Here is a 23,158-nt window from a genome sequence, read left to right as displayed (position 1 = left end):
CTCTTGTTTGAAGCTTGTGCTTAGTTTGTATGTCTATGAAGCAAAGATAGCAATACTCTCCAGATAAGCCTAGTTTTCTCAATATATCTCAAAAGAAGCTCAAAATAGGGCTCTTCTCTCAAGGAAGTGCAGGAGCGTGAGTCTTGTTTAATTTATTGGTAATTAGTTGTTTGTTTGAGTGGGGCTCTTTTGAATGAAGTGTGTGGATAGCCTTGCTTTGGAGTGCAATCAGGTCGGGTTATGAGTAGGAGGAATAACTTAAATATTTCAGTAAGCCCTTTTGCCTTGCCTATCTTCTCCGAGGCATCAAGTACCACTAGGATCGACGGCTTGGAAGAGGATCTCCGAAGAGGTCTCCTAACCTGAGTCTGGACTAGTTCTCCGAGCCCTTTCTGCGCCTCCTACTGAGGGGCATCTTCAAAACCTACTGTGGGTCGCATCGACGACCCACAGTAGGTCGTCGATGCGACCCACAGTGGGTTTCTAGAGCGACCTACGGTAGGTCGTCTTAGCTGCATCTTGGAGGGGGCTTGATAAGCACTCATTCTCGGGCTCGAGAAGAGCCCTTCTTGGTCAATCCGAAGGAGGGTAGTACTCTCTTCGGGAGATGGGCGTTTTTGGAGCTAAATAGCCGTCCTGAGTGTGAAAAACTCCTAAATAACTATCTTTGCCTAGAAAATTTGTTTAACTAGCTCAATAATCATCACAATGGGAAAATTCATTCAAGAGTTTAAGGACTTTGCGCTCAAGGGCAATGTAATGGATATGGCTGTCGGTATCATCATCGGCGGTGCTTTTGGTAAGATCGTCTCCTCGCTGGTTAACGACATCATCATGCCTCCTATCGGCCTCATCACGGGGAGCAGCTTCACGGATGCTAAGTTTGTCCTGCGTCCAGCTGAAGTAGATGCTGCTGGAGAGACGATCAAGGAAGCTATTGAGCTGAACTGGGGGAACTTCGTTCAGACCACCGTGGACTTCTTCATCATTGCCTTCTGTATCTTCCTGCTCATTAAGGGGATGAACTCCTTCCGTAAGAAGGAAGAAGCTAAGCCCGCTGAGCCCGCTCCAACGCCTGAGGATATCGAACTCCTTCGTGAGATCCGCGACGAGCTGAAGCGTCGTGGCTAGTCTCTAGACGGCATACGAAGTCTCTGCCCCTCAGGCCTTGACGGCAGAGAGGTAAATGAAAAAGCGCCACCCCAACGACTTGGGGTGGCGCTTTTCTATTTACGGAGATTAGTGGCGGAAGAGATGCTTGAACTCGTCGGCATAGAGGCGGGAGAGCCCCTTGCGATTGTCGATGGCTTCACCGACGACGATCATCGTCGTGAGGGTGAGCTTGTGCTCCTTGACGATCTTCGCCAGATCTCGTAGCTCTCCTCGGTAGATGCGCTGGTCAGGCCAAGTGAGATGATAGCATGCAGCCACGGGAGTCTCGGGAGGGTAATGCTCAAGGAGCTGCTGCTGGACATCATCCACGATACCTGCACTTAGGAAGATGCACATGGTGCTCTGCGAACGAGCAAGCAGGTGGAGCTTCTCCTTCTCGGGCATGGCTGTGCGTCCTTCCCCTCGGGTGAGGATGATCGTCTGGGTCTTCTCGGGGATGGTGAACTGTGACCGAAGTTCGGCTGCCGCAGCTTGGAAGGAGGAGATCCCCGGGGTGATGTGGTAGCTCATCCCATATTCGTCGAAGAAGGCCATCTGCTCCTGAATAGCCCCATAGATGCAGGGGTCACCCGTATGCAGGCGAGCTACCAGAAGCCCCTTGTCGTAGAATTCCTTCATCAGCTCAAACTGCTCCTCCAGATTCATATCCGCTGAGCTTCGTACCGTAGCCCCAGACTTAGCACATAGGGTCAGCGCCTTGGGCACGAGGCTACCGGCATAGAGGATGAGGTCAGCTACTTCTAGGAAGGCTCGTCCACGGATGGAGATGAGGTCGGGATCACCTGGGCCAGCTCCGATGATCTCGATGTGACCACGGCGCTCGGCACTGCGCTCAATTGCCAGAGCGAAGGTGAAGTCATTCCCTTGGTGCACCATGCCCTTCTGCTTGGGGAGGACAATGGATCCGAGTCCAGCTGCATAGCGGGAGGTGCTCTCAGCTACACCCCAGACCCCCGTGACTTCAAAGACCTTTTGCGAAGGACTGAGGACTTCTACATCCTTCAGTTCATCTGCTGTGTAGATCTGAGGAGTGAGGACGAGTCGCTGAGCTAGCTCATGGAGCAGAGGCTCATCCTTCTTTAGATCAATCGTGGTAAGCTTGCCAATGGCTTCGGGATAGAAGCCAAGGTGGCGGATCTCCGAGAAGATATGTTCGAGGATATCGGTAGGCTCGCATTGGTAGCGACAGCCAAGACCTAGAGCAAGGACACGGGGCACGAACTGGATGGTAGGTGTCTCTCCAGCATCAAAGCGTCGGGGAGATACGACGAGCACGAGAGCATAGTTCCCAAGGCGAGCCGTAAGTTCTTCTCTAGAATAGAAGACATCGACATGCTCCGCCTTGGTGCGCTCTAGCTCGAAGGTACCCTTGTCCTTAACCTCAAGGAGGAGGGCGGTACGCTCCTTATTCGTATAGCGAGCGATGGGTTGGTTGAGGCTGGGGGCATTCGTCTCTGTATGCCAGCCATAGCGACGGGAGAAGAGGTCAAGAGCCCAGAGACCAGTATTGTCGGTCTGTGTGCTGATGACGGCTTCTGCCCCAAGGAGGCTAGCGAGATCACGGGTGAGTTCGTTGGCTCCACCCACGTGCCCCGAGAGGACGGAGACGACGAAGCGCCCCGTGCTGTCAATGTTGATCACCGCTGGATCGGTGTACTTGTGCCCGATCAGTGGAGCGATGCTACGTACACAGATACCCATAGCACCGATGAAGATCCACCCATCGAAAGCGGTGAACTGCTCTGCTACGAACGACTGGATATGATCGATGTGCTCGACCCCTTCCCCAGGATGAGTGGAGAAGAGGCGAGCATCGGGATAGTTGGATAGGATAGGCTTAGCCGTCTGGATCCCTTGGGGTGAGACGGCAAGGATAGCAAGGGTCATAGAGGAGGTTTAGTCGTATGATAAGGGAGGGTTAGCAGCGAGCAAGGATGCGTGCCACAGCTTCGTGATCGATATCTAGATCTTCACCGAGGAGGGTGCCTCGCTCACGGAAGCGACGGACGATCTCTTCACGTAGGTCATCTCCGAAGCCACGCTCAGAGAAGCGGGTCTCTAGACCAAGCGAACGGAAGAAAGCTTCTGTCTTGTCGATGGCCTGAGTGATACGTTCGTCCTTACTGCCTTCGGTGAGTCCCCAGATACGAGAGGCGTACTGCAGGAGCTTGGAATGCTTCCCCTTATTAGCTTGCTCTCTGAGAAGGGCGGGTAGGACGATGACCAGTGTATGACCATGCGTTAGCCCCGTGAGAGCCGTGATCTCATGACCGATGCGATGAGTTGCCCAGTCTTGTGTTACGCCCATAGCGATGAAGCCATTGAGTGCCATCGTAGCTGAGAGCATGAAGGTGGCACGTGCGTCATAGTCTGCAGGCTGAGCCTTGATCTTGTCTGCCTCTTCGATGAGGGTGAGTAGGATGCCTTCTGCCCAGCGATCCATCAGAGGACTCTCCCCGACACGGGTGAGGTACTGCTCTACGACGTGGACGAAGCTATCGGCGATACCGCACGCTAGCTGGTAGTCGGGTAGGGAATAAGTATAGCTCGGATCAAGGATCGAGAAGCGTGGATATTCATTGTAGAAGCCGAACTTCTCATGCGTCGCTTCGCAGGAGATCACGGCTCCACGGTTCATCTCTGAGCCCGTAGCAGGGATCGTTAGTACCGTGCCTAGAGGTAGGGTCTGGACGCTTCGGTCGGCCCCTTGTAGTACGAGGTCCCAAGCGTCATGCTCCGAAGGAATGGCATTGACGATAAGCTTGCTGGCATCGAGGACACTCCCACCGCCCACAGCGAGGACGAAGGTGACCCCCTCCTGCTTCCCAAGGGCAATAGCCTTGCGGAGGGTCTCTACCTTGGGGTTAGGTTCGATGCCCCAGAACTCTACGGTCTGGAAGCCACTGAGCTGACTGATGACTGCTTCGTAGACTCCATTACGCTTGACGCTACCTCCGCCGAAGGTGAGGAGGATCTTAGCATCGGAGGGGAGGAGCTTGGGGAGCTCTAGGATGCTGTCTTTACCGAAGACGAGCTTGGTGGGATTATGGAAGGTGAAGTTGTTCATAGGGCTTTACTTGTCTGATAGACTTTACTTGTCTGAAGGGATACGATAGACTTGGCGGTGGATCTCCTGTTGGATGCGGAGGAAGTCTACTTCCTGCAGGGAACGATTAGCCAGTAAGTGTAGATCGACCCAAGGGAGGTCTCCTCCATAGGGTGGCTGGCGGTAGGCGAAGGGTTGTATGGTGAGTCCAAAGCGAGCATAGAAGCCTAAGCGCCGCTCCGCCATCGGTGAATAGCCCGCAGGTTCGGCTTCGAGGACGATGGGGTATTCATCATCGTAGAGCTTCCCGAGATGCTGGAGTACTTTAGTGCCGAGGCCTTGTCCTCTTCGCTTGGGATCAATGACAAGGTACTCGAAGTAATGTGACGAAGGTAGCTCCCAGCCTACGACGAAGCCCACGACCTCACTGTCGGCGAGGATGAGCTGAGCTACATGTTCGCAGCGCTCTAGACCGAAGAGCTGTGCCCACGGACGACGCTCTTCGGGAGGGAAGGCATCCTCATAGATCTGTCGTAGATGTGCTGGGGGCTCTTGCCCCCAAGGTATGGGGTATAGCTCGATGAAGGACATGGCGGATCAGCGGGAATAGCGACGAGGATAGCGTAAGAAGATCGAGAGTAGGGCACAGGAGCCCATGATGAAGGGGTAGTAGAGGTTCGGGATGATATCTATGGGAGAGACTCCTGCCAGCTTCGAGGCTAGAAGGAGCTGTGCCCCATAGGGGATGAGTCCCTGAATGAAGCAGGAGAAGGTATCGAGTATCGAGGCGGTCTTACGTGGATCAAGGCCGTACTTCTCGGTGATCTCACGAGAGACCTTCCCCGTGGTGAGGATGGCGATGGTGTTATTGGCGGTACAGAGGTTGGCGATGGAGACGAGGGCTGCAATGGTTAGTTCGGCACCACGCTTACCATTGATCCCTCGGGAGAGGTGACGAAGGAGATAGTTGATCCCGCCGTTGAAGCGGATGAGCTCCAGCATACCGCCCGCTAGGAGTGTGACGATGATCAGTTCGCCCATTCCCGTGATGCCCGAGCCAAGTGAACCCACCCAGTCCCATATGGGGAGTACCCCCGTACTGATACCGACGATGCCACAGGAGAGGATGCCGATCAGAAGCACGAGGAGCACATTGATCCCAGCGATAGCGCAGATGATGACCAGTAGGTAGGGGAGCATGAGGAGGAAGTCACCCGTCTGATGGTTGATCTCACTCGGTAAGTTGAGCCCTTGATAAAGGTAGATGCCCAGAGCGATGAGGGCAGCTGGCAGGACGATGAGGATATTGACTCTGAACTTATCTCGCATGCTACAACCCTGTGTACGGGTAGCAGCTATGGTAGTATCTGATATGAACGAAAGGTTGTCCCCGAAGAAGGCTCCCCCCGTGATCACCGCTGTGATGTAGGCTGCGGGTAGTCCGATACTCTCTCCTATACCTAGGGCAATGGGTACTAGAGCCACTACCGTCCCGACGCTTGTCCCGATGGAGAGTGAGATGAAGCAGGCAGCGATGAAGAGACCTGGGAGCAAGAAGCTCGAAGGGAGTAGACTCAGGATCACATTCACCGTAGCATCGATAGCACCCATGCTCTTAGCACCCGTAGCGAAGGCTCCTGCTAGGATGAAGATCCAGATCATCAAGAGGATGTTGTGATCCGCTGCGCCACGGGAGAACTGTCGTATGCGATCCTCGAGCTTCACACCACGGGTGATCCCAATTGCGAAGGCCGAAGCTACTGCAAAGGCAACAGTGATGGGCATGCGGTAGAAGTCCCCCGACACGATGGAGGTCACGAGGTAAGTCAGCAGGAAGACAAGGAGCGGGCTTAGACCAAACCAGCCCCAGACGCGAGGAGAGTAGGTAGAGGTTGCTTGCATCGCGTGGTAGAATAGAGGGTAAAAAGGATCTGAGTGAAGGCGCTGTACAAATCCCTTGCACAGTGGCGCAAAGGTACACAAACTATTCCGACCATCGGGGGCTAAGACAGACAGCCCCCACTATGCCGAGGCGATATAGTGGAGGCTGTCAGTCCCTCGTGCTGGAGAAGCCGAGGTGTGAGGTGGGTGCTAGTCAATAGCACTCATGATACCAAGGATGGCCTTGAGGGCATTGTCCTTGGTGTCCATCTTGAGATGAAGTTCGGTATCAATACCATTGGACGTGAAGGAGAGGCTCTGGAGCTTCCGGAGCTCCTTCATCCGATCTTCGCCGACGAACATCTGGATCATATCCTGAGTAGGAGAGGTGCTGAAGATCGTCTTGAAGTCTATGAGGAAGAAGGCATGCGTCCCCTTGAGCTGAGCATAGTCTCGGTGCTTGCTGAAGTCTTCGCTTACAGGCTGGAGGACTTCCTTCTTAGTCTTCTCGCTGATCGTGAAGTAGCTCACTCCATCACGATACCCGAAGTAGAGGGGTGGATAGAATGTTCTAGAGACAGCATAGCAGTGGTTGCCTTCGTCTACGAGCTTCGTCGAAGAATGTTCGCCACCTGCAGCTTCTTCCTTCTTTACGGCTTCGCTGATCTTGCGGAAGACGAGGTCTACTAGTGAAGCGTCCTTCGTCTGGAGGTAGGCCACAAATCCATAGTCATCCCCTGCAACATCAACCTTGGAGAAGGAGCAGGCTGACTCTCTACCTAGGGTCGTGACGATAGCTGCTAGGTCGATCCCTTCGGTCTTGATCTCTTCGAGGATCTTAGCGAATTCGGAGTTGGAGCTGTAGTGGTTGAGTACAGCTTGTAGGTCAATGTTAGCTCCTGCTGTCAGATAGGCTTGAGCGGGGAGGTACTTGGTGAGCGCTCCTGAGATCACATCTGGAGAGACCTTCTCTGAGAGCTCCTTTAGGTACTTGAGTTGATCCTTGTCTTCGGAGGTGTAGACCATTCTACCAGCGATCTCGCCCTTCTCGAAGGAAATGGAAGCGATGGCGCTGATCTTCTCCATGTCGATCTTGCCAAATCGTAGGTTCTTGCCTAGAGCTTGCAGGAGAGGAGGGGTAGAGACCCCGTCGTTCTGTGCTAGGCGAGCGGGGGAGAAGAAGATCCGGATATCTCCCTTCTGAGCCTCAAGCTCCTTGAAGGAGGCCGTACGGACGAAGCTCTTCTCTTCGCTCTGGGTCAGATACTCCTTGATGTGCTTCTTGGCATCAGCGATGCTCCCTTCGTCGGTGTAGAGGGCGATGAAGGCCTTTTTGTTGAAAGCACAGATGCTGATGTCGGCAGGGACTTCGTAGGTCGTGGTGTCTTGGAGCTCCTCGGGAAGGTCGGGATCTGGCTCATAGCGCTCAGTATGTGCTTCAGTAGAGTTGGGGCTGACGCTGAAGTAGATGCCATCTTCTTCCTTGATCTCGGGCTTAGACTCCTCATCGAAGCTGTGGAGCTTGGTGAGGAAGGTCTTGACATCGCCTTCGTCCTTGACTCGGGCCACCATGGCCCACTTGACTTCGGGTGCAGAGAAGCCATAGAGAGGACTGGATAGGTCGAGCCCAGTCTTGTCGGGTGAATCGAAAGTTTCCTTGTAGAACTTCTCCTCCTCGTCTGTGGAGCCCAAGCTAGAGTAGAGCTTCTCACGTAGATTTTTGTTTGCCTTGGAGTCAAAGTCAGCCTTCTTGATCAGGTCTTGAAGCTGGACAGAGACGACGAAGGAAGCATCGGAGGGGATCACACGTTGGTACTCCTTGTCCTTGCTACAGCTAGCGAGCCCGATCGTCAGGGCCAGGAGGCTGAGGAGATAGTGTTGGAATCGTTTCATAATGTGCTTATGTGTGTGATGTATGAAAAGGCCAGATGGGGTAGAGCTCGTACACTTAGTTTATGGAGTCTGGGTAGGGAGTGGATTGAGGCTACCTGCATCTAGATTACCGAGGTAAAGGTAGCTAATCTTTGACTATTTGAATAGCCCCCTCCCAAGCCGTCTCTCATAGCCCCTCAGAGCGACCCACGGTAGGTCGCCGAAAAAACCTACAGTAGGTCGTCGATGCGACCTACCGTGGGTCGTTGAGACGACCTACAGTAGGTTTTTTGAGGGGGTATTCTGGAGGCTTATTTAGCCCGCTGTAGAGCCTCGCTCGGTCGCCTATACTTTTCTTGGGGGTTGTCTGGGTGGACCCTAGGGCGAATGTAGCGATCAAAAAATGTATCTTTGTCGTGTAACTTGGGTGGGGTATTGAGCGTTATCAGCGTCTGCCCCTTAGGGATGCTCCATCCTACCAAGCCTTTACCGATCTATAAGACATTAAGCGAATAGTGGAAACAAAGTACATCTTCGTCACAGGGGGCGTAGTCTCCTCCTTGGGAAAGGGGATCGTGGCAGCCTCCCTTGGGAAACTCCTCCAAGCACGTGGCTACAGCGTCACGATTCAGAAGTTCGACCCCTACATCAACATCGACCCAGGCACGCTAAACCCCTACGAACATGGCGAATGCTATGTCACGGATGATGGTCACGAAGCCGACCTTGACCTCGGCCACTATGAGCGCTTCCTCGATATCGCTACTTCCCGAGCTAACAACATCACTACGGGACGCATCTACCAGAATGTCATCCGCAAGGAGCGCAAGGGCGACTACCTTGGCAAGACCGTGCAGGTCATCCCCCATATCACTGATGAGATCAAGCGCAATGTCAAGCTCCTTGGTCTGAAGAAGCAGTATGACTTCGTCATCACCGAGATCGGTGGTACCGTCGGGGATATTGAGTCCCTTCCCTTCCTAGAGAGCGTACGTCAGCTCAAGTGGGAGCTGGGGCAGAACTGCCTCTGCGTCCATCTGACTTATGTCCCCTATATCGCTGCTGCAGGTGAGGTGAAGACCAAGCCTACCCAGCACTCCGTCAAGCAGCTACAGGAGGTCGGTATCCAGCCCGATATCCTCGTCCTTCGCACGGAGCACAGCCTTAGCGCTGATATCCTTCGGAAGGTGGCGCTCTTCTGTAATGTCTCGGCAGAGTCCGTCGTGCAGAGTGTCGATGTCCCCACGATTTATCAAGTCCCCCTTGCTCTCGGCGAGCAGCACCTCGATGAGATCGTCCTCAAGAAGAGCGGACTGACTCCAGGGGCTGCACCTGAGCTGAAGCAGTGGAAGCACTTCCTTGCCCTTCGTGAAGAGGCTAAGGAAGAAGTGACGATCGCTCTGGTCGGTAAGTATGTCGAGCTGCAGGATGCCTACAAGTCCATCGACGAAGCCCTTCTGCAGGCCGCTACCTACAATGGGCGTAAGCTTCGCCTGATCTCTGTCCACAGCGAGAAGGTGAATGATGAGAATGTCGCTGAGCTCCTCGCTGGTGTCGATGGGGTAGTCGTCGCTCCAGGCTTTGGCTCTCGAGGGATCGATGGTAAGTTCGTCGCCCTCCGCTATACCCGTGAGCATGGGATCCCCACGCTGGGTATTTGCCTCGGGATGCAGTGCATGGTCATCGAGTTCGCCCGCAATGTACTGGGCTGGCATGATGCCCACACGACCGAGATCGATCCTACGACGACACACAAGGTCGTGGATCTGATGGAAGAGCAGAAGAGTATCTCCGATCTCGGAGGATCTATGCGTCTCGGAGGCTACGATTGTATCCTTCGCCCAGGGTCCAAGATCGCAGCTGCCTATGGCTCCGACTTCATTCGCGAACGCCATCGCCACCGCTTTGAGTTCAATAGCCAGTATCGGGAGAACTATGAGCAGGCAGGTATGGTCTGTGCGGGAGAGAATCCAGATACGGGGCTCGTCGAGACGGTTGAGCTTCGAGATCACCGCTGGTATGTGGGTGTCCAGTATCACCCCGAGTACCGCAGTACGGTGCTTCATCCCAGTCCTCTCTTCATGGCCTTCGTGAAGGAGGCAATTTCTTACGGCGGCGAGAACCGCCACTAACAGAAAGCCGTTATTTACTTATACGTAGCCTCTCAGACACCCATGATCGGTGTCAGCATGTAGAGGTATAGCATAGATTAATGGATAAGAATACGCTTATTGGTGCCTTGCTCATAGGTGCCGTCCTTATTGGGTTTACTTGGTTCAGCCAGCCTGATCCGACGCAGTCTCCAGCTTCTACTCCCGCAGATACGACACAGCTTGTCACCCAAGCTGCTGCTCCCGTAGCTCCCGCCGCTTCGGCCGATAGTGCTACTCTGGATAGTGCTGGAGCCCCCGTCCTCCCTCCTTACCTACAGTCAGCTGAAGAGCGCATCATCGAACTTAAGAACGAGAAGCTCTCTGTGAAGCTCTCCACTAAGGGCGGTGCTCCTGTGGAAGCTGTCCTAGCTGATTACCTCGATCAGTCGAAGAAGCCCGTGCACCTCTTCCGCAAGGGAGATGCGCGTCTTGACCTGCCCCTGCGCACTCTAGAGAATAGACTTGTCAGCACGGCAGATGCCAACTTCTCCGTCGTCGAGTCTACGGACTCCACGGCAGTCCTTCGTATGCAGATCGACGAGGTTGCTTATCTAGATTACGCTTACAAGCTACGCCCTTCGGACTATCGGGTAGACCTGACGATCCGTGGGCATGAGCTCCGTCGCTTCCTTCCCGTCAATATCACGCTACAGGATATCGAGTGGACGCAGCGCATCCCTCAGCAGGAGCAGTCTTGGAAGTTCGAGGGTCAGTACAGCGGTGTCTACTACCACTTCCCTCAGGGGGATGTCGACCGCCTAGAGACGACCGATGAAGCTAATGAGGATGTTCAGGAGACCCTCCGCTGGGTAGCCTTCAAGGATAAGTACTTCAGCTCAGCGCTCATCGCTCCTACGATGGGCTTCAAGGACAATAAGCTCAGCATCAAGGCAGAGAAGGAAGGCAGTGGCTACGTGCGTGACTGCTCCTTCAAGGGTACCTTCCCCATCTCCCTCAAGGAGACGGAGACCGTCCTGCCCTTCACCTTCTTCTTCGGCCCTAACGACTACGACCTCCTTCGTGGCTATGACGCAGGGGTAAGCAAGGAAGAAGCCCTTCACCTCGACCACCTCGTCTATCTGGGGATGAGTGTTTTCCGCTGGATCAACCAGTACCTCATCATCCCGATTGTCACCTTCCTCTCTGGCTTCCTCTCCAACTGGGGGATCATCATCCTACTGATGACCCTAGCGATCAAGATGCTCCTCTGGCCCTTCACCTACAAGAGCTACATGTCGCAGGCTAAGATGCGTGTCCTTCGCCCTCAGATCGAGGCGATCAACGCTAAGTACCCCGGCAAGGAGCAGGATCAGATGATGAAGCGCCAGACGGAGACGATGAACCTCTACCGCTCGGCTGGAGCCAGCCCCATGAGTGGCTGTCTGCCTATGCTCCTGCAGATGCCCTTCCTCATCGCCCTGTATATGTACTTCCCGACCTCGATCCTCCTTCGTGGTCAAGGCTTCCTCTGGGCAGAAGACCTCTCTACGTACGATGCCATCATCTCTTGGGACTTCAATATCCCCTTGATCTCGTCCTTCCTCGGCAATCACCTTAGCCTCTTCTGTGTGCTGATGACGGTAACGAACATCATCTACACGCGCTACACGATGAATCAGACTCCTTCGGGTGAAGGCATGGCTGGGATGAAGATGATGCCTTACATCATGGCGATCATGTTCTTCTTCATGTTCAACCAGAATGCTTCAGGTCTGAGCTACTACTACTTCGTATCTACGCTGATCACGATCATTCAGTATCTGGCTTTCCGCTGGATGCTCAACGAGGACAAGCTCCTCTCACAGCTTGAAGCGAATAAGCAGAAGCCCCGCAAGAAATCCAAGTGGATGCAGCGCCTCGAGGAAGCTCAGCGCCTCCAGCAGGAGCAGCAGCGTAAGGCTCAGAAGTAAGGTCGTCGCTAGAAGCAATCCGTAGCGAACTAACACGTACCCCTACAATGGAAGATGCGCATGTTTTCATGAGAAGATGCGCATCTTTCCTTTTTCCTCTCTAGCTCTTTCTATTATTCAGAATAAATGGAACCCCTCAAGCATGAATGTGGCGTAGCGATGATACGCCTGCGTAAGCCCCTCGCTTACTACCAAGAGAAGTATGGCACCTGGATGTACGGGCTCAACAAGCTCTACCTACTCATGGAGAAGCAGCACAACCGTGGTCAGGAAGGTGCTGGCCTAGCCGTCGTCAAGCTCCATAGTGCACCAGGCGACGAATATCTCTTCCGTGAGCGAGCTGAGGGTGCTTCGGCGATCCAAGAGATCTTCAATTCAGTCTACGCTTCCTTCGCCGACGTGCCTCAAGAGAAGCTTGCTGATGCCGCTTATGCTGAGCGCTACTTGCCCTTCGCTGGCTCTTGCCTCATGGGGCACCTGCGCTACAGTACCACGGGGCGCAGTGGCTTGACCTTCGTGCATCCGATGATCCGCCGTAGTAACTGGCGAGCCAAGTGCCTATCGATCTGTGGGAACTTCAACCTGACGAACGTCTCCAACGTCTTCGATGCCATCACATCCGTCGGACAGCATCCCCGCCACGTCTCCGACATGCACATCCTTCTGGAGCAACTCGGGCATCGCCTCGACCGTGAAGTAGAGCGTCTCTTCGTCGAGAGCCGTGAGCAAGGTCTCAAGGGGATGGATATCACCCACTACATCGAGGAGCGCATAGATCTATCGAACGTCTTGCGTCAGTGTGCCCCGCTTTGGGACGGAGGCTTCGTCATGTGTGGGGAGACGGGTAGTGGCGAGAGCTATGCGATGCGTGATCCTCATGGTATTCGTCCTGCCTTCTATTATATAGATGACGAAGTCGTCGTGCTTGCCTCGGAGCGTCCCGTGATCCAGACGGTGATGAATGTCCCCGCAGATCAGATCACCGAACTGCTTCCTGGACAAGCGCTCTTAGTCAATCGGGCTGCCGAGGTGCGCACCGAGCAGATCGTCGAGGCGAAGAAGAACGAGGCTTGTAGCTTCGAGCGCATCTACTTCTCTCGAGGCAGTGACGAAGACATCTATCGGGAGCGCAAGGCACTTGGGGAGCAGCTCACGCCTGCCATTCTTCGAGCTGTCGATGGCGACCTCGAGCACACGGTCTTCTCCTTCATCCCGAACACTGCCGAGGTGGCTTACTATGGCATGGTCGAAGGGATGGATAAGCACTTGACGGAGGAGAAGCTTCGTCGCCTTCAGTCCAAGGTCGAGCATTCGGAAGCCGAACTGCGGGAGATCCTCTCGGCGCACGTACGCACTGAGAAGGTCGCCATCAAGGACATCAAGCTCCGCACGTTCATCTCCGAGGGTAAGAGCCGCAATGAGCTCGCCGCCCACGTCTATGATATTACCTATGGCACAGTCGTGCCTGGCGTGGACAACCTCGTCGTCATCGATGACAGCATCGTGCGAGGGACGACGCTTCGCCAGAGCATCATCGGTATCCTCGACCGCCTTGGTCCGAAGAAGATCGTCATCGTCTCGAGCTGTCCGCAGGTGCGTTACCCCGACTACTACGGCATCGACATGAGCAAGATGAAGGAGTTCATTGCCTTCCGTGCCGCCATTGCATTGATCGAAGAGCGTGGGCTTAGGGGGATCCTCGAGGAGCAGTATCGGAAGGCGCTCGAGCTCCAAGCCGTGCCCCGAGATCAGCACGTGGAGAATGTGGTCAAGGCGATCTACGCACCCTTCACGCCCGAAGAGATTTCGCGCAAGATGGTTGAGCTTCTTCGTCCCGTGGGTACGGTGGCTGAGGTGGAACTCGTTTTCCAGAGTATCGAAGGGCTTCATCAGGCGATACCCCATCATCCTGGCGACTGGTACTTCAGTGGTGACTATCCGACGGCAGGGGGCTCTCACCTTGTGAACAAGGCCTTCATCGACTACATCGAGCAGGACTACCGCAAGTAGGCTTGTCTTCGCCTTTCCTACGACCTAACGAAGCGTCCCCGCTAAGCTCGTCAGAGTTTAGCGGGGACGCTTCGTTAGGGGATTAGGGGAGGAGGTTTAGATGCCTACGTGCCCGCCATTATCGGGGGCAGGTGAAGAGCCTTCGTTTTCGGTCGAGCCCTTTTTCTTTTTGCTCGCAGAGTTGTAGGGCACGTCAAGCGCTTGTTCGGCACGTTCGAGGCGAACGCCCTTGAGCGCAGTCTTGACCTTAACGCGAGGGGTGTAGATGACCTTGGCTTTGTCTACGAGTTCGACACCGACCTTTTCGGCTTTATCGACCCCGGTTCCCGTCTTAGCGGTGATGCTGGGTCGGAAGGTGCCGAGGTCTCCGCAGTCGACGCTTTTCCCGTCTTGGAGCAAGCGGATAAGGACCTTAGCGGAGCGGTCGAAGACGGCCTTAACGTCGGCGGAAGAGACGGTCGTTTCGTCGGATACGAGTTCGATGAACTCCTCGAATTTGACATCGGAATGGAGGTGAATTGCGGGATACCAGAGGGTCTTTTTGGCTCCCTTGGCGAATGTGGCTTTTCGCTCAACAGCTTTGATCTTGATCATGATTAGATAATTAGTTGGTTACTAATGCGTTTTACGGTACTTCGAAGGTAGTGAAATTTTCGTACGTAAGAAAAAATATTTTCGTACGTACGGAAATTTATTTTCTTACGTACGAAAATTTATTTGTGTACGTACAGAAATTTTTCTGCGTATGTGCGCAAGGAAATTTTCCTTCGAATGCAAGGAAATTTTCTTACCTGCGGAAGGGAATTTTTGTTCAAATAAATCGAGATTTTCTTGCCTGTGAAAATAAATCTTCTTGCCCCGAGAAGTTCTTTTTTTCTTCGCATCCCTTTTCTTTTTCGTGCGAATAACCTCCCTTCGGCTTGGCTGAAGCGCCTTCTTTCGGAGGGCATTCAGCACTGATTTTTTGCCCAGATTTGGAGAATTTGATAGGTAAGTAATATCTTTGCGGCGCAATCACCTATGTAAGGTAGTTGCAATTACCTTACATAGGTAATCGAAAATTTCCATCAAAAAGAGGCTTCTCCTTCCTTAATAAGAATATAGAACTATGATGACCCTTGAGATCAAAAGCAAGGTCTCTAAGCAAGGCCTGCGCGCTGGCAAGACACTCTACTATGCTTACCCCGCCAAGCGCGAGAAGCTCAATATACAGCAGGTGGTCGAGCAGATCAGCGGAATTTGCTCCCTCTCTCCCATCGACGTGGAGGCCGCCCTAAGAGCCTTCGCCGAAGTTGTATGCACGAGCTTCGAGCAAGGTGTCGGCGTCGACCTCGGCGAGATGGGCACCTTGATGCCCTTTGTCCAAGGAAAGCTGATGAATTCCCCCGAGGAAGTCACCGAGGCAAGCCTCCAGCCCGCCAAGATCATCATGCACCCGAAGAAGAATATCCGTCAAGCGCTCGGACGCATCGCCTGTCAGATCATGCGTGATGCCCCTGAGAATAATTAACCATTAGCCCTAATGTATTCGTTCCCTATGATACGCTCGAGACTGACAAGCCTCTTGCTCGTGGGGCTTACCGCCTTCACGATCCCTCTTGCGGCCCAGCAACGCCTCTCGCTCCAGCAGTGCCGAGACCTCGCCAAGGTCAATAGCCGTGCCCTCCAGCAGAAGGACGCCGAACGTGAAAGCGCTCACGCCCGCCGCCAAGAAGTCTTCACGAAGTTCTTCCCCCAGGTCGCAGCCCGTGGCCTCTACCTGCACATGCAGAAGGACTTCCACCTCATCGATTGGAATAAGCCCCTCGGATCGCTGAACTTCCTTATCCCCGACCGCCTGCGTTCGCTCGGGACCGTTGACCTCAAGAACGTCTGGGTCGGCAACGTCACCGCTATTCAGCCCCTCTTCCTCGGCGGGAAGATCACCACGGGCTACCAAATGGCAGGACTCGCCGAGAAGCTCCAAGGCGAACTGCGCCATACCACCGAGACCGAGATCGAAGCGAAGGTCGATGAGACCTATTGGCAGGTCGTCTCCCTCGACAGCAAGGTGCGCCTCCTTCACCAGCTCGTGAGCCTGCTGGAGCAGACGGTGAAGAATGTCGACGCTTCTATAGCCGCAGGGATGTCCACTAAGGCCGACGGCCTCTCCGTGCGCACCAAGCTTAGCGAAGCCGAGGTCAAGCTGAGTCAGGCGCAGAATGGCCTTGAGCTCTCCAAGATGCTCCTCGCTGACCTTTGTGGGCTCGAAGAAACTTCGGACTTCACCCTCACCGACGAAGGGGCGCTCGAGCTCGCCCTTCCCGCTCCCGCAGGTGACCTGCCCCGTGAGGACGAACTCTCCTCCGCCGTCGAGCGCCGAAGTGAAGTGCGCTCTCTGCGCCTCGTCGATAGCATCTACGGCAAGCGTGTTCGCCTTGAGTCGGCCGACCTTCTGCCCAAGCTCTATGGCTTCGCTAGCTATTCGACGACGAATCCGAATAGCTTCAACGGCCCGAAGAAGGAGTTCGCAGGGCAGTACTACCTCGGCTTGATGCTCGAGGTGCCTATCTCCGACCTCTTCTCGGGTAGCTTCAAGCGCCGACAAGCTAAGGCCGACCACCGAGTCAAGCAACTTGAGCTCGCCGAAGCCCGCTCCAAGATCACCCTGCAGATGAAGCAGGCTCTTCGCACTGCCTCCGATGCCCGCCGTGCTTACGCCACCGCCCTCAAGGCCGTCGAGATGGCACGGGAGAACATGCGCTATGCCGAGGTCGGCTACAAGGAAGGTGTCATCCCCTTGCTCAACTACACCATGGCGCAGACCGCTTGGATGAGCGCCCAAGACAGCCTCATCGACGCACAGATACGCGTCCTCCTCTCCGAAAGTAAACTGAAGAATATCCTCGCCCTATAAAACAATGAGTACAGAACAGACCAAACAGACTCGCCCCACAGAAGCCCCCGAGTCTACTCCCTCAGCTAAGAAAAGCATCATCCTTGGTGTTGGTATCGTCGTCCTTGCGATGGTGCTCCTTGCCCTCTCAGGCTTCGTCTTCTTCGGAGAGAAGGAGGACATCATCACGGGCCAAGTGGAGGTAGATGAGATACGAATCGCAGGGAAGGTCCCTGGGCGTATCACAGAGTTCCTCGTCGAGGAAGGACAGCAGGTGCACGCCGGCGATACACTCGTGCGTATCTATTCTCCCGAAGTACTTGCTAAGCTTGAGCAGGCTCAGGCAGCTAAGTCTGCCGCTCAGGCTCAGAGCCAGAAGGCACAGGCAGGTGCTCGTGCCGAACAGAAGGAGGGGGCCTATGAGCTCTGGCAGAAGGCTAAGGCAGGTCTAGAGGTCGCCGAGAAGACCTTCGCCCGTGCTGAGCACCTCTACAAGGAGGGTGTCCTCCCCGCTCAGAAGTTCGACGAAGCGACGGCTCAGCTGGGTGCTATGCGTGCTACCGAGCGTGCTGCTCGTAGCCAGTACGACATGGCGATGAATGGCGCTCAGCGAGAAGATAAGTGGGCTGCCCAAGCCCTCGTAGATCGAGCCTCAGGTGCGATCTCAGAGGTTGATGCTTATCTCAAGGAAGGTGCGCTCGTTGCTCCTATTGATGGCTTGATCGCAGAGATCTATCCGCACCGAGGTGAACTCGTCGGGACGGGTGCTCCGATCATGAGCATTGCCGACTACAGCGCTGTGCGTGTGCTCTTCGCTGTGCGTGAGGACAAGCTTGCAGGCCTTCGTCAGGGCTCTAAGCTTCGTGGTACTGTCCCTGCCCTTGGCAATAAGCCCATCGAACTAACGGTAACCAAGATGAAGGACATGGGTAGCTATGCCACGTGGAAGGCTACTAAGCCTCGCGACCAGCATGACCTGCGTACCTTCGAGGTCACGACTCAGCCCGTGAAGCCCGTCGAAGGGCTGCTAGCTGGGATGACGATCATCTTAGATAAGGGGCAACTTTAGTATGCTTGAGACTCTGAAGGGAATAGGAGCAGTCGTGCGGCGTGAGGTGAGCTATCTCTTCACCCGTCCGATCTACCTCTTTGCGATCATCGGGGCTCCTCTTCTAGTGACCTTCCTCCTCCTCTATATGATGGGCAGTGGGCTGCCGACGAATATGCCCGTGGCTGTCGTGGATGAGGATCATACCTCTGCATCCCGTGCGCTCATTCGCAACCTGGATGTCTTCCAGAACTCTGAGGTCACGCTCGTGACTACGAGCATGCCCGAAGCTCTGCAGGCGATGCGCCGAGGTCAGGTGTATGGGATCTTGCATATCCCCGAGGGGCTACTAGCAGAGGTAGGATCGGCACGTCAGCCCAAGCTCCACTATTATACGAATAGCGCCTACCTGATGGCAGGGAGCTTTGTCTTCCGTGATATGAAGATGATCTCCGAACTAGCCTCAGCAAAGGTTGGGCTACTGACGGGGCAAGCGAAAGGCAAGACTCAGGATGAGATCATGGCCACCGTGCAACCCATCGTCGTGCGCACCGAGGTGATGAGCAATCCGTGGCTGAACTACTCGGCTTATCTGACGACGACCATCCTTCCTGGGATCCTGCAGCTGATGGTCTTCCTCCTCACTTCGTACAGTATCGGGGTCGAGATCAAGCGTAGGACGGCCACCTCTTGGCTTCGTGTCGCTGAAGGATCGATGGTGAAGGCACTCATCGGTAAGCTCCTTCCTCAGACGATACTCTTCCTACTTGTGGGCTGGGGGATTCAAGGTATCCTCTATGGATGGATGGGCTATCCGCTCCAGTCGGGCTGGATGCCCATGGCTCTTGGTATGCTCTGCATGGTACTGGCAGCACAGGCTTTGGGGATCTTCTTCATTGCGCTGATCCCGATCCTAAGAATGGGGATGAGCTTAGGGAGTCTTCTCGGGATGCTCTCTTTCTCCATCTCGGGGATGAGTATTCCGGTGAACTCAATGATCGCTCCGATGCAGGCTTTAGCTTATATCTTCCCCTTGCGCTACTATTATCAGATCGGGATTAGCCAAGCCCTCCTAGGAGCTCCCTTTGCTGAGGCTGTCCCGTACTACATCGCCCTCTTGGCCTTCTGCTTCCTTCCGACCTTGACGCTCCCTCGGCTGAAGAAGTACCTCCTCAGTGTAGACTATATCGCTTGATGAACCTATGAATATCTTCCGATCTATCCGTCTTCGCTTGGGAGACCTGTGGCAAGTCTGTGTCTGGGAATTTCGTAGCATCTTCGCCGACAGCGGTTCTATTCTCTTCTTCATCGTCGTCCCCTTTATTTATCCCTTCCTCTACGCAGCGCTCTATGGGAATGAGGTCGTCCGTGAAGCTCCGCTTGTAGTCATTGATAGAAGCCATTCAGAGCTCTCTCGGGAATATGTCCGTCGCATCGATGCTTCTCCAGATGTCTCTGTCGTCGCTCGGGTAGCGAATGAGTCCGAGGCATACCGCCTCGTGGCCGAAGAACGAGCCTATGGGATCTTGATGATCCCCGAGGACTTTAGCCGTCAGATCCATGGGGATCAGCAGGCTCATGTCGATCTGCATACGACCTTCTCTGCAGCCATGTATTACAAGGCTTATGTCTTGACGGCGACAGAAGTGGCTCTGACGATGGGCCGTGAGATCGAAGGGAGAAGGCATCATGCAGCTTCGGAGCGAGCCACACGTATCTCTGTGCGCCCGATCGAAAGCGAATGGATCGCTCCCTACAATCCTCAAGGGGGCTTCCAAGGCTTCCTCTTGCCAGGGGTCTTGGTGCTGATCATCCAGCAGACGCTCCTCATCGGCATCTCGATGGCCTCGGGGACGCAACGGGAGCGAGGAGGCTTGGCTTCTCCTTTCCTTCTCATCGACGGGCACTACGCCAGCGTGATGCGTATGCTTCTAGGGAAGGCGCTGTGCTATCTCTTGATCTATACGCTCTCTTCGCTCTTCGTGTTGGTCATCGCTCCGTGGATCTTTGGGCTACCTCAGCTGACGGATGCGCTTACCTATGGGCTGCTGCTCCTGCCTCTGCTCTTGGCCTCGGTCTTCTTCTCCTTCTTCTGGAGCTTGGTTACTCGTCATCGTGAGAAGGCTATGATCATCTGGGTCTTCACGTCCGTCCCCTTCCTCTTCCTCTCGGGACTCTCTTGGCCTCTGTCGGCGATGCCTGCGCCTCTGCGTGCGCTGGGTTATCTGATCCCCTCGACACCTGGAGTACAAGCCTTCGTCGCTGTAAGTAGCATGGGGGCACAGCTCCCCGATATCCTCCCTCAGTACTTCACGCTATGGGTGCAGGCGCTGATCTACTTCCTCGTCACAACCTTCGTTTATAGTCGCTTATTGCGCCGCTCCTAGGGGGAAGGACAAAGACTTCACGACAGAGGCTCGGAGCGTATGCTTCGGGCCTCTGTCGTTTATTTGCCTCCCTCCTCTTGCCCGTGCTTGCATCATAAGTTGATAATCCATATCTTGCACGCCGGTAATCACGGGAGTGCGACCGCACGGACCCGCATTCCTCAGCCCGAATACAAGCGACTAAACAGTCCCTTTCCCCTATGCAGCAGATCACCCTCTCCCAAGTCCTTCCCGAGGTCTTCCGTGAGCGCACCGACCTGATCTCTGAGGTCTGGTGCCAGGAGCTAAGCCTTGAGCGGGGCAAGCACTACCTTATCGAAGCTTCTTCTGGCGCTGGTAAGTCTTCCTTCTGTAGCTTTGTCTATGGTTGGCGAGGCGACTATTCGGGGCGCATTGCCTTTGACGGCGAGGATATTCGCAGGCTAAGCCCTCAGGCATGGAGCGCACTGCGGTGTCGCTCCTTGAGCTTCCTTTTTCAGGAGATGCGCCTCTTCGACGAGCTAACAGCCTGGGAGAATGTCTGGCTGAAGAATCAGCTCACCGGGCATAAGGACAAGAAGACGCTCGAAGGCTACTTCGAAGCGCTTGGCATAGCGGACAAGCTCCACAGCCCTGCACGACTGCTTTCTCTGGGGCAGCAGCAGCGAGTGGCAGCCATTCGCTCTCTTGCGCAGCCCTTCGACTTCCTGCTTTTGGATGAGCCCATCAGCCATCTTGACGAAGCGAATGCCGAGATCTTAGCCCGCCTCATCGCCGAGGAGGCCAAGGCGCAAGGGGCTTCCGTCCTAACGACTTCGGTAGGGAAGCATCTCCCGCTGGACTATTGTACCACCTATCAGCTCTAGCAAGCCATGATGAATAAGCTCGTGCTCCGTCTTCTGAGAAGGCATATCAGCCCGCTCCAATTCCTTGGGTTCTTCGTGGCTAACCTTGTTGGGGTGACGATCATCCTCGTAGGGTGCCAGTTCTACCAAGATGCCATGAGCGTCCTTGGGGCGAAGGACCGCTTCATGAAGGGGGATTACGTCATCCTCTCCAAGCAGGTACAGGGAGGGCTTCTCGGCTCGAAGGGGGCGAATAACTTCACTCCCCGCGAGATCGAAGCGCTCCAAGCGCAGAGCTTCGTGAAGAAGGTCGGACGGTTCACGCCGTCGAAGTTCCAAGTCTCCGCAGGCCTCAATCTGGGTATAGGGGTCTCTACCTACATGTTCTTCGAGGCGGTCCCCGAAGACTTCCTCGATGTGAAGGCGGAGGACTGGCGCTATGATCCTTCGGCGGACGAAGTTCCGATCATCATCCCTCGCAATTACCTTGGGCTCTACAATTCTGCTTTTGCCCAGAGCCAAGGGCTTCCTCTGATCTCGGAAGCGACGATGAGCAGCTTGCCACTTAGCCTTGATCTCTCGGGGGCGATGGAGGAGCTTCATTTACGGGGAAGGATCGTGGGCTTCTCGAACCGCCTCAACACGCTACTCGTTCCCCTTCCATTCCTTGAGGCGATGAACCGCCGGCTTGCCCCAGGCGAAGAGCCCACGTCCACGCGTCTGATCGTGGAGGTGACCAATCCGTCGGATCCGGCCATCGCTCTTTACCTCAAGGAGCACCACTACGAGAGCGAAGGCGAGCGCCTTGCCTCGGGCGAATCGATGTACTTCCTCCGCCTGCTCTCGATGGTGGTCTTGGCTGTGGGTGCGCTGATCTCGGTGCTTTCGATCTATCTTCTGCTTCTCTCGATCTACTTGCTTCTTCAGAAGAACACCCGCCAGCTGGAGAACCTCCTCCTGCTCGGCTACACACGGGCCCAACTGATCGCTCCTTACGTCTTCTTCACGGTCCTGATGGAAGTGCTCGTGCTCGTCCTTTCGCTCCTTTTGGTCACGTACGCACGTGGCTACTATGTCGGGGCTGCGGAGCGACTTCTCTCGGACGAAGTGGGTGGTACGATGCTTTACACGGGCCTCATTGGCCTAGGGATCTTCGCAGTGACGAGCCTCTGCAATGCCTTTGCGATCCGTCGCAAGATCCACAGCCTGCGTCTCTTTGCCCGCTAGGGCGAAGGCGCTTCTTCCCTTTCCCGCTCACACCTCTTCGCTCTCCAAGTCGCTTGCGAGGGCACAGCGATAAATTTTCGTGCGCATAGAAATTTCCTTGCGTGCGCATGAAAAATTTGGCGCTCCCGCAAGGCGGTAAATTTCCTTCCGCAAAGAAATTTATTTCCTTGCGGAAGAAAATATTTTTTCTTGCGGAAGGAAATTTATTTTCTTCCGCAAGGAAATTTTGCTCTCTCCGCAGGGCGATTTTTAGCCTTGCGGAAGGAGCTCGTTTTCCTTCAAAGCCTAGCCTCCCTGATCAGGCGATCGAGCCAGCAGAGAAGGCGCTGGCGTTGGTCGCTAGATACACGTAGCCCCCTCTTTCCCTGAGCGGAAAGAGGGGGCTACCCGTGCTTAGAGAGGAAGGAGAATGCCCTTCCTCGAAGAGCTTAGTCCAAAGCCTTGCGAAGCGCTTGGAGCTGCTGGCGGATCTGCCGAAGCTGATTCAGCGTGTCGCTGCGTAGCTCAAGGCTCGTCTGCTTGATGTTGAGCTGGCTGATCGCCCCTTCGATCGTCATCCCCTTCTCCCGTAGAAGATAGCGGATGGCTCGGAAGGTCTCGATGTCCTTCTCCGTGTATTGGCGCACCCCCTTGGGCGTGGTGTGCGGATCGATCTGCGGAAAGACACTCTCCCAATAACGGATGGTCGAAACGGGTTCGCCGAGCTGGTGGGCGACCTCCTTGATGCGGTGGAAGAGACGACGTGCCATAGC

Annotated in this window: 18 protein-coding genes; 11 read left to right on the top strand and 7 right to left on the bottom strand. The window is 54.9% G+C overall.

Annotated features, from left to right (window positions below):
• The first annotated feature begins 708 nt into the window (after positions 1–708).
• Positions 709–1,131 (top strand): large-conductance mechanosensitive channel protein MscL, encoded by a 423-nt coding sequence (gene mscL, locus Q0336_RS08060; protein WP_298527557.1) that lies wholly within the window; start codon positions 709–711, stop codon positions 1,129–1,131.
• Positions 1,132–1,239: 108 nt separating this feature from the next.
• On the opposite strand, the gene cobM is transcribed toward mscL, so the two are convergent.
• From cobM to Q0336_RS08035, 5 genes are all read right to left on the bottom strand, one after another.
• A complete protein-coding gene (gene cobM / locus Q0336_RS08055; protein WP_298527555.1) occupies positions 1,240–3,060 on the bottom strand; it encodes a precorrin-4 C(11)-methyltransferase in 1,821 nt (606 codons plus the stop codon).
• 31 nt (positions 3,061–3,091) lie between these two features.
• A complete protein-coding gene (locus Q0336_RS08050) occupies positions 3,092–4,240 on the bottom strand; it encodes an iron-containing alcohol dehydrogenase (RefSeq protein WP_298527553.1) in 1,149 nt (382 codons plus the stop codon).
• Positions 4,241–4,264: 24 nt separating this feature from the next.
• Positions 4,265–4,810, bottom strand: a complete 546-nt coding sequence (locus Q0336_RS08045) for a GNAT family N-acetyltransferase (RefSeq protein WP_298527552.1) — start codon at positions 4,808–4,810, stop codon at positions 4,265–4,267.
• 6 nt (positions 4,811–4,816) lie between these two features.
• Positions 4,817–6,121, bottom strand: coding sequence for a Na+/H+ antiporter NhaC family protein (locus tag Q0336_RS08040; RefSeq protein WP_298527550.1), 1,305 nt, complete (start codon positions 6,119–6,121; stop codon positions 4,817–4,819).
• A 189-nt stretch (positions 6,122–6,310) separates the two neighbouring features.
• Positions 6,311–7,993 (bottom strand): DUF4836 family protein, encoded by a 1,683-nt coding sequence (locus tag Q0336_RS08035; protein ID WP_298527548.1) that lies wholly within the window; start codon positions 7,991–7,993, stop codon positions 6,311–6,313.
• A 491-nt stretch (positions 7,994–8,484) separates the two neighbouring features.
• On the opposite strand from Q0336_RS08035, the gene Q0336_RS08030 reads away from it, so the two are divergent.
• From Q0336_RS08030 to Q0336_RS08020, 3 genes are all read left to right on the top strand, one after another.
• A complete protein-coding gene (locus Q0336_RS08030) occupies positions 8,485–10,104 on the top strand; it encodes a CTP synthase (RefSeq protein WP_298527761.1) in 1,620 nt (539 codons plus the stop codon).
• Positions 10,105–10,184: 80 nt separating this feature from the next.
• On the top strand, positions 10,185–12,035 hold the full coding sequence (gene yidC, locus Q0336_RS08025; RefSeq protein ID WP_298527545.1) for a membrane protein insertase YidC: 1,851 nt from the start codon (positions 10,185–10,187) through the stop codon (positions 12,033–12,035).
• 126 nt (positions 12,036–12,161) lie between these two features.
• Positions 12,162–14,045 carry an amidophosphoribosyltransferase gene (locus Q0336_RS08020; RefSeq protein WP_298527544.1) on the top strand — a complete coding sequence of 628 codons (1,884 nt, stop codon included), beginning with the start codon at positions 12,162–12,164 and terminating at the stop codon, positions 14,043–14,045.
• 96 nt (positions 14,046–14,141) lie between these two features.
• Here the strand turns inward: Q0336_RS08020 and Q0336_RS08015 are convergent, their stop codons facing one another.
• On the bottom strand, positions 14,142–14,639 hold the full coding sequence (locus tag Q0336_RS08015; RefSeq protein ID WP_298527543.1) for an HU family DNA-binding protein: 498 nt from the start codon (positions 14,637–14,639) through the stop codon (positions 14,142–14,144).
• A 514-nt stretch (positions 14,640–15,153) separates the two neighbouring features.
• Here Q0336_RS08015 and Q0336_RS08010 point away from each other — a divergent pair.
• From Q0336_RS08010 to Q0336_RS07980, 7 genes are all read left to right on the top strand, one after another.
• Positions 15,154–15,555: an HU family DNA-binding protein gene (locus Q0336_RS08010; RefSeq protein ID WP_298527541.1), complete on the top strand. Its 402-nt coding sequence runs from the start codon at positions 15,154–15,156 to the stop codon at positions 15,553–15,555.
• 27 nt (positions 15,556–15,582) lie between these two features.
• Positions 15,583–16,941: a TolC family protein gene (locus Q0336_RS08005; RefSeq protein WP_298527538.1), complete on the top strand. Its 1,359-nt coding sequence runs from the start codon at positions 15,583–15,585 to the stop codon at positions 16,939–16,941.
• Positions 16,942–16,945: 4 nt separating this feature from the next.
• Entirely contained in the window at positions 16,946–17,989 is a 1,044-nt protein-coding gene (locus Q0336_RS08000) for an efflux RND transporter periplasmic adaptor subunit (RefSeq protein ID WP_298527535.1), read from the top strand.
• A gap of 1 nt (position 17,990) precedes the next feature.
• Positions 17,991–19,163 (top strand): ABC transporter permease, encoded by a 1,173-nt coding sequence (locus Q0336_RS07995; protein WP_298527532.1) that lies wholly within the window; start codon positions 17,991–17,993, stop codon positions 19,161–19,163.
• A 7-nt stretch (positions 19,164–19,170) separates the two neighbouring features.
• On the top strand, positions 19,171–20,355 hold the full coding sequence (locus tag Q0336_RS07990) for an ABC transporter permease (RefSeq protein WP_298527529.1): 1,185 nt from the start codon (positions 19,171–19,173) through the stop codon (positions 20,353–20,355).
• A gap of 200 nt (positions 20,356–20,555) precedes the next feature.
• Entirely contained in the window at positions 20,556–21,200 is a 645-nt protein-coding gene (locus tag Q0336_RS07985) for an ATP-binding cassette domain-containing protein (protein ID WP_298527526.1), read from the top strand.
• Positions 21,201–21,206: 6 nt separating this feature from the next.
• Positions 21,207–22,406: an ABC transporter permease gene (locus Q0336_RS07980; protein ID WP_298527525.1), complete on the top strand. Its 1,200-nt coding sequence runs from the start codon at positions 21,207–21,209 to the stop codon at positions 22,404–22,406.
• 428 nt (positions 22,407–22,834) lie between these two features.
• Here the strand turns inward: Q0336_RS07980 and Q0336_RS07975 are convergent, their stop codons facing one another.
• Positions 22,835–23,155 (bottom strand): MerR family transcriptional regulator, encoded by a 321-nt coding sequence (locus Q0336_RS07975; RefSeq protein WP_298527522.1) that lies wholly within the window; start codon positions 23,153–23,155, stop codon positions 22,835–22,837.
• Positions 23,156–23,158: the final 3 nt, after the last annotated feature.

Source organism: uncultured Porphyromonas sp. (assembly GCF_938039215.1).
In the GTDB taxonomy this organism is placed as follows: Bacteria; Bacteroidota; Bacteroidia; order Bacteroidales; family Porphyromonadaceae; genus Porphyromonas.
The sequence above is the reverse complement of the archived record's forward strand: the minus strand, read 5'-3'. Positions and strand labels throughout refer to the sequence as shown.

Excerpts from the sequence above, each read along its gene's own strand:
- mscL (WP_298527557.1), top strand. The coding sequence starts at position 709 with ATGGGAAAATTCATTCAAGAGTTTAAGGACTTTGCGCTCAAGGGCAAT.
- cobM (WP_298527555.1), bottom strand. The coding sequence starts at position 3,060 with ATGACCCTTGCTATCCTTGCCGTCTCACCCCAAGGGATCCAGACGGCT.
- Q0336_RS08050 (WP_298527553.1), bottom strand. The coding sequence starts at position 4,240 with ATGAACAACTTCACCTTCCATAATCCCACCAAGCTCGTCTTCGGTAAA.
- Q0336_RS08045 (WP_298527552.1), bottom strand. The coding sequence starts at position 4,810 with ATGTCCTTCATCGAGCTATACCCCATACCTTGGGGGCAAGAGCCCCCA.
- Q0336_RS08040 (WP_298527550.1), bottom strand. The coding sequence starts at position 6,121 with ATGCAAGCAACCTCTACCTACTCTCCTCGCGTCTGGGGCTGGTTTGGT.
- Q0336_RS08035 (WP_298527548.1), bottom strand. The coding sequence starts at position 7,993 with ATGAAACGATTCCAACACTATCTCCTCAGCCTCCTGGCCCTGACGATC.
- yidC (WP_298527545.1), top strand. The coding sequence starts at position 10,185 with ATGGATAAGAATACGCTTATTGGTGCCTTGCTCATAGGTGCCGTCCTT.
- Q0336_RS08020 (WP_298527544.1), top strand. The coding sequence starts at position 12,162 with ATGGAACCCCTCAAGCATGAATGTGGCGTAGCGATGATACGCCTGCGT.
- Q0336_RS08015 (WP_298527543.1), bottom strand. The coding sequence starts at position 14,639 with ATGATCAAGATCAAAGCTGTTGAGCGAAAAGCCACATTCGCCAAGGGA.
- Q0336_RS08010 (WP_298527541.1), top strand. The coding sequence starts at position 15,154 with ATGATGACCCTTGAGATCAAAAGCAAGGTCTCTAAGCAAGGCCTGCGC.
- Q0336_RS08005 (WP_298527538.1), top strand. The coding sequence starts at position 15,583 with ATGATACGCTCGAGACTGACAAGCCTCTTGCTCGTGGGGCTTACCGCC.
- Q0336_RS08000 (WP_298527535.1), top strand. The coding sequence starts at position 16,946 with ATGAGTACAGAACAGACCAAACAGACTCGCCCCACAGAAGCCCCCGAG.
- Q0336_RS07995 (WP_298527532.1), top strand. The coding sequence starts at position 17,991 with ATGCTTGAGACTCTGAAGGGAATAGGAGCAGTCGTGCGGCGTGAGGTG.
- Q0336_RS07990 (WP_298527529.1), top strand. The coding sequence starts at position 19,171 with ATGAATATCTTCCGATCTATCCGTCTTCGCTTGGGAGACCTGTGGCAA.
- Q0336_RS07985 (WP_298527526.1), top strand. The coding sequence starts at position 20,556 with ATGCAGCAGATCACCCTCTCCCAAGTCCTTCCCGAGGTCTTCCGTGAG.
- Q0336_RS07980 (WP_298527525.1), top strand. The coding sequence starts at position 21,207 with ATGATGAATAAGCTCGTGCTCCGTCTTCTGAGAAGGCATATCAGCCCG.
- Q0336_RS07975 (WP_298527522.1), bottom strand. The coding sequence starts at position 23,155 with ATGGCACGTCGTCTCTTCCACCGCATCAAGGAGGTCGCCCACCAGCTC.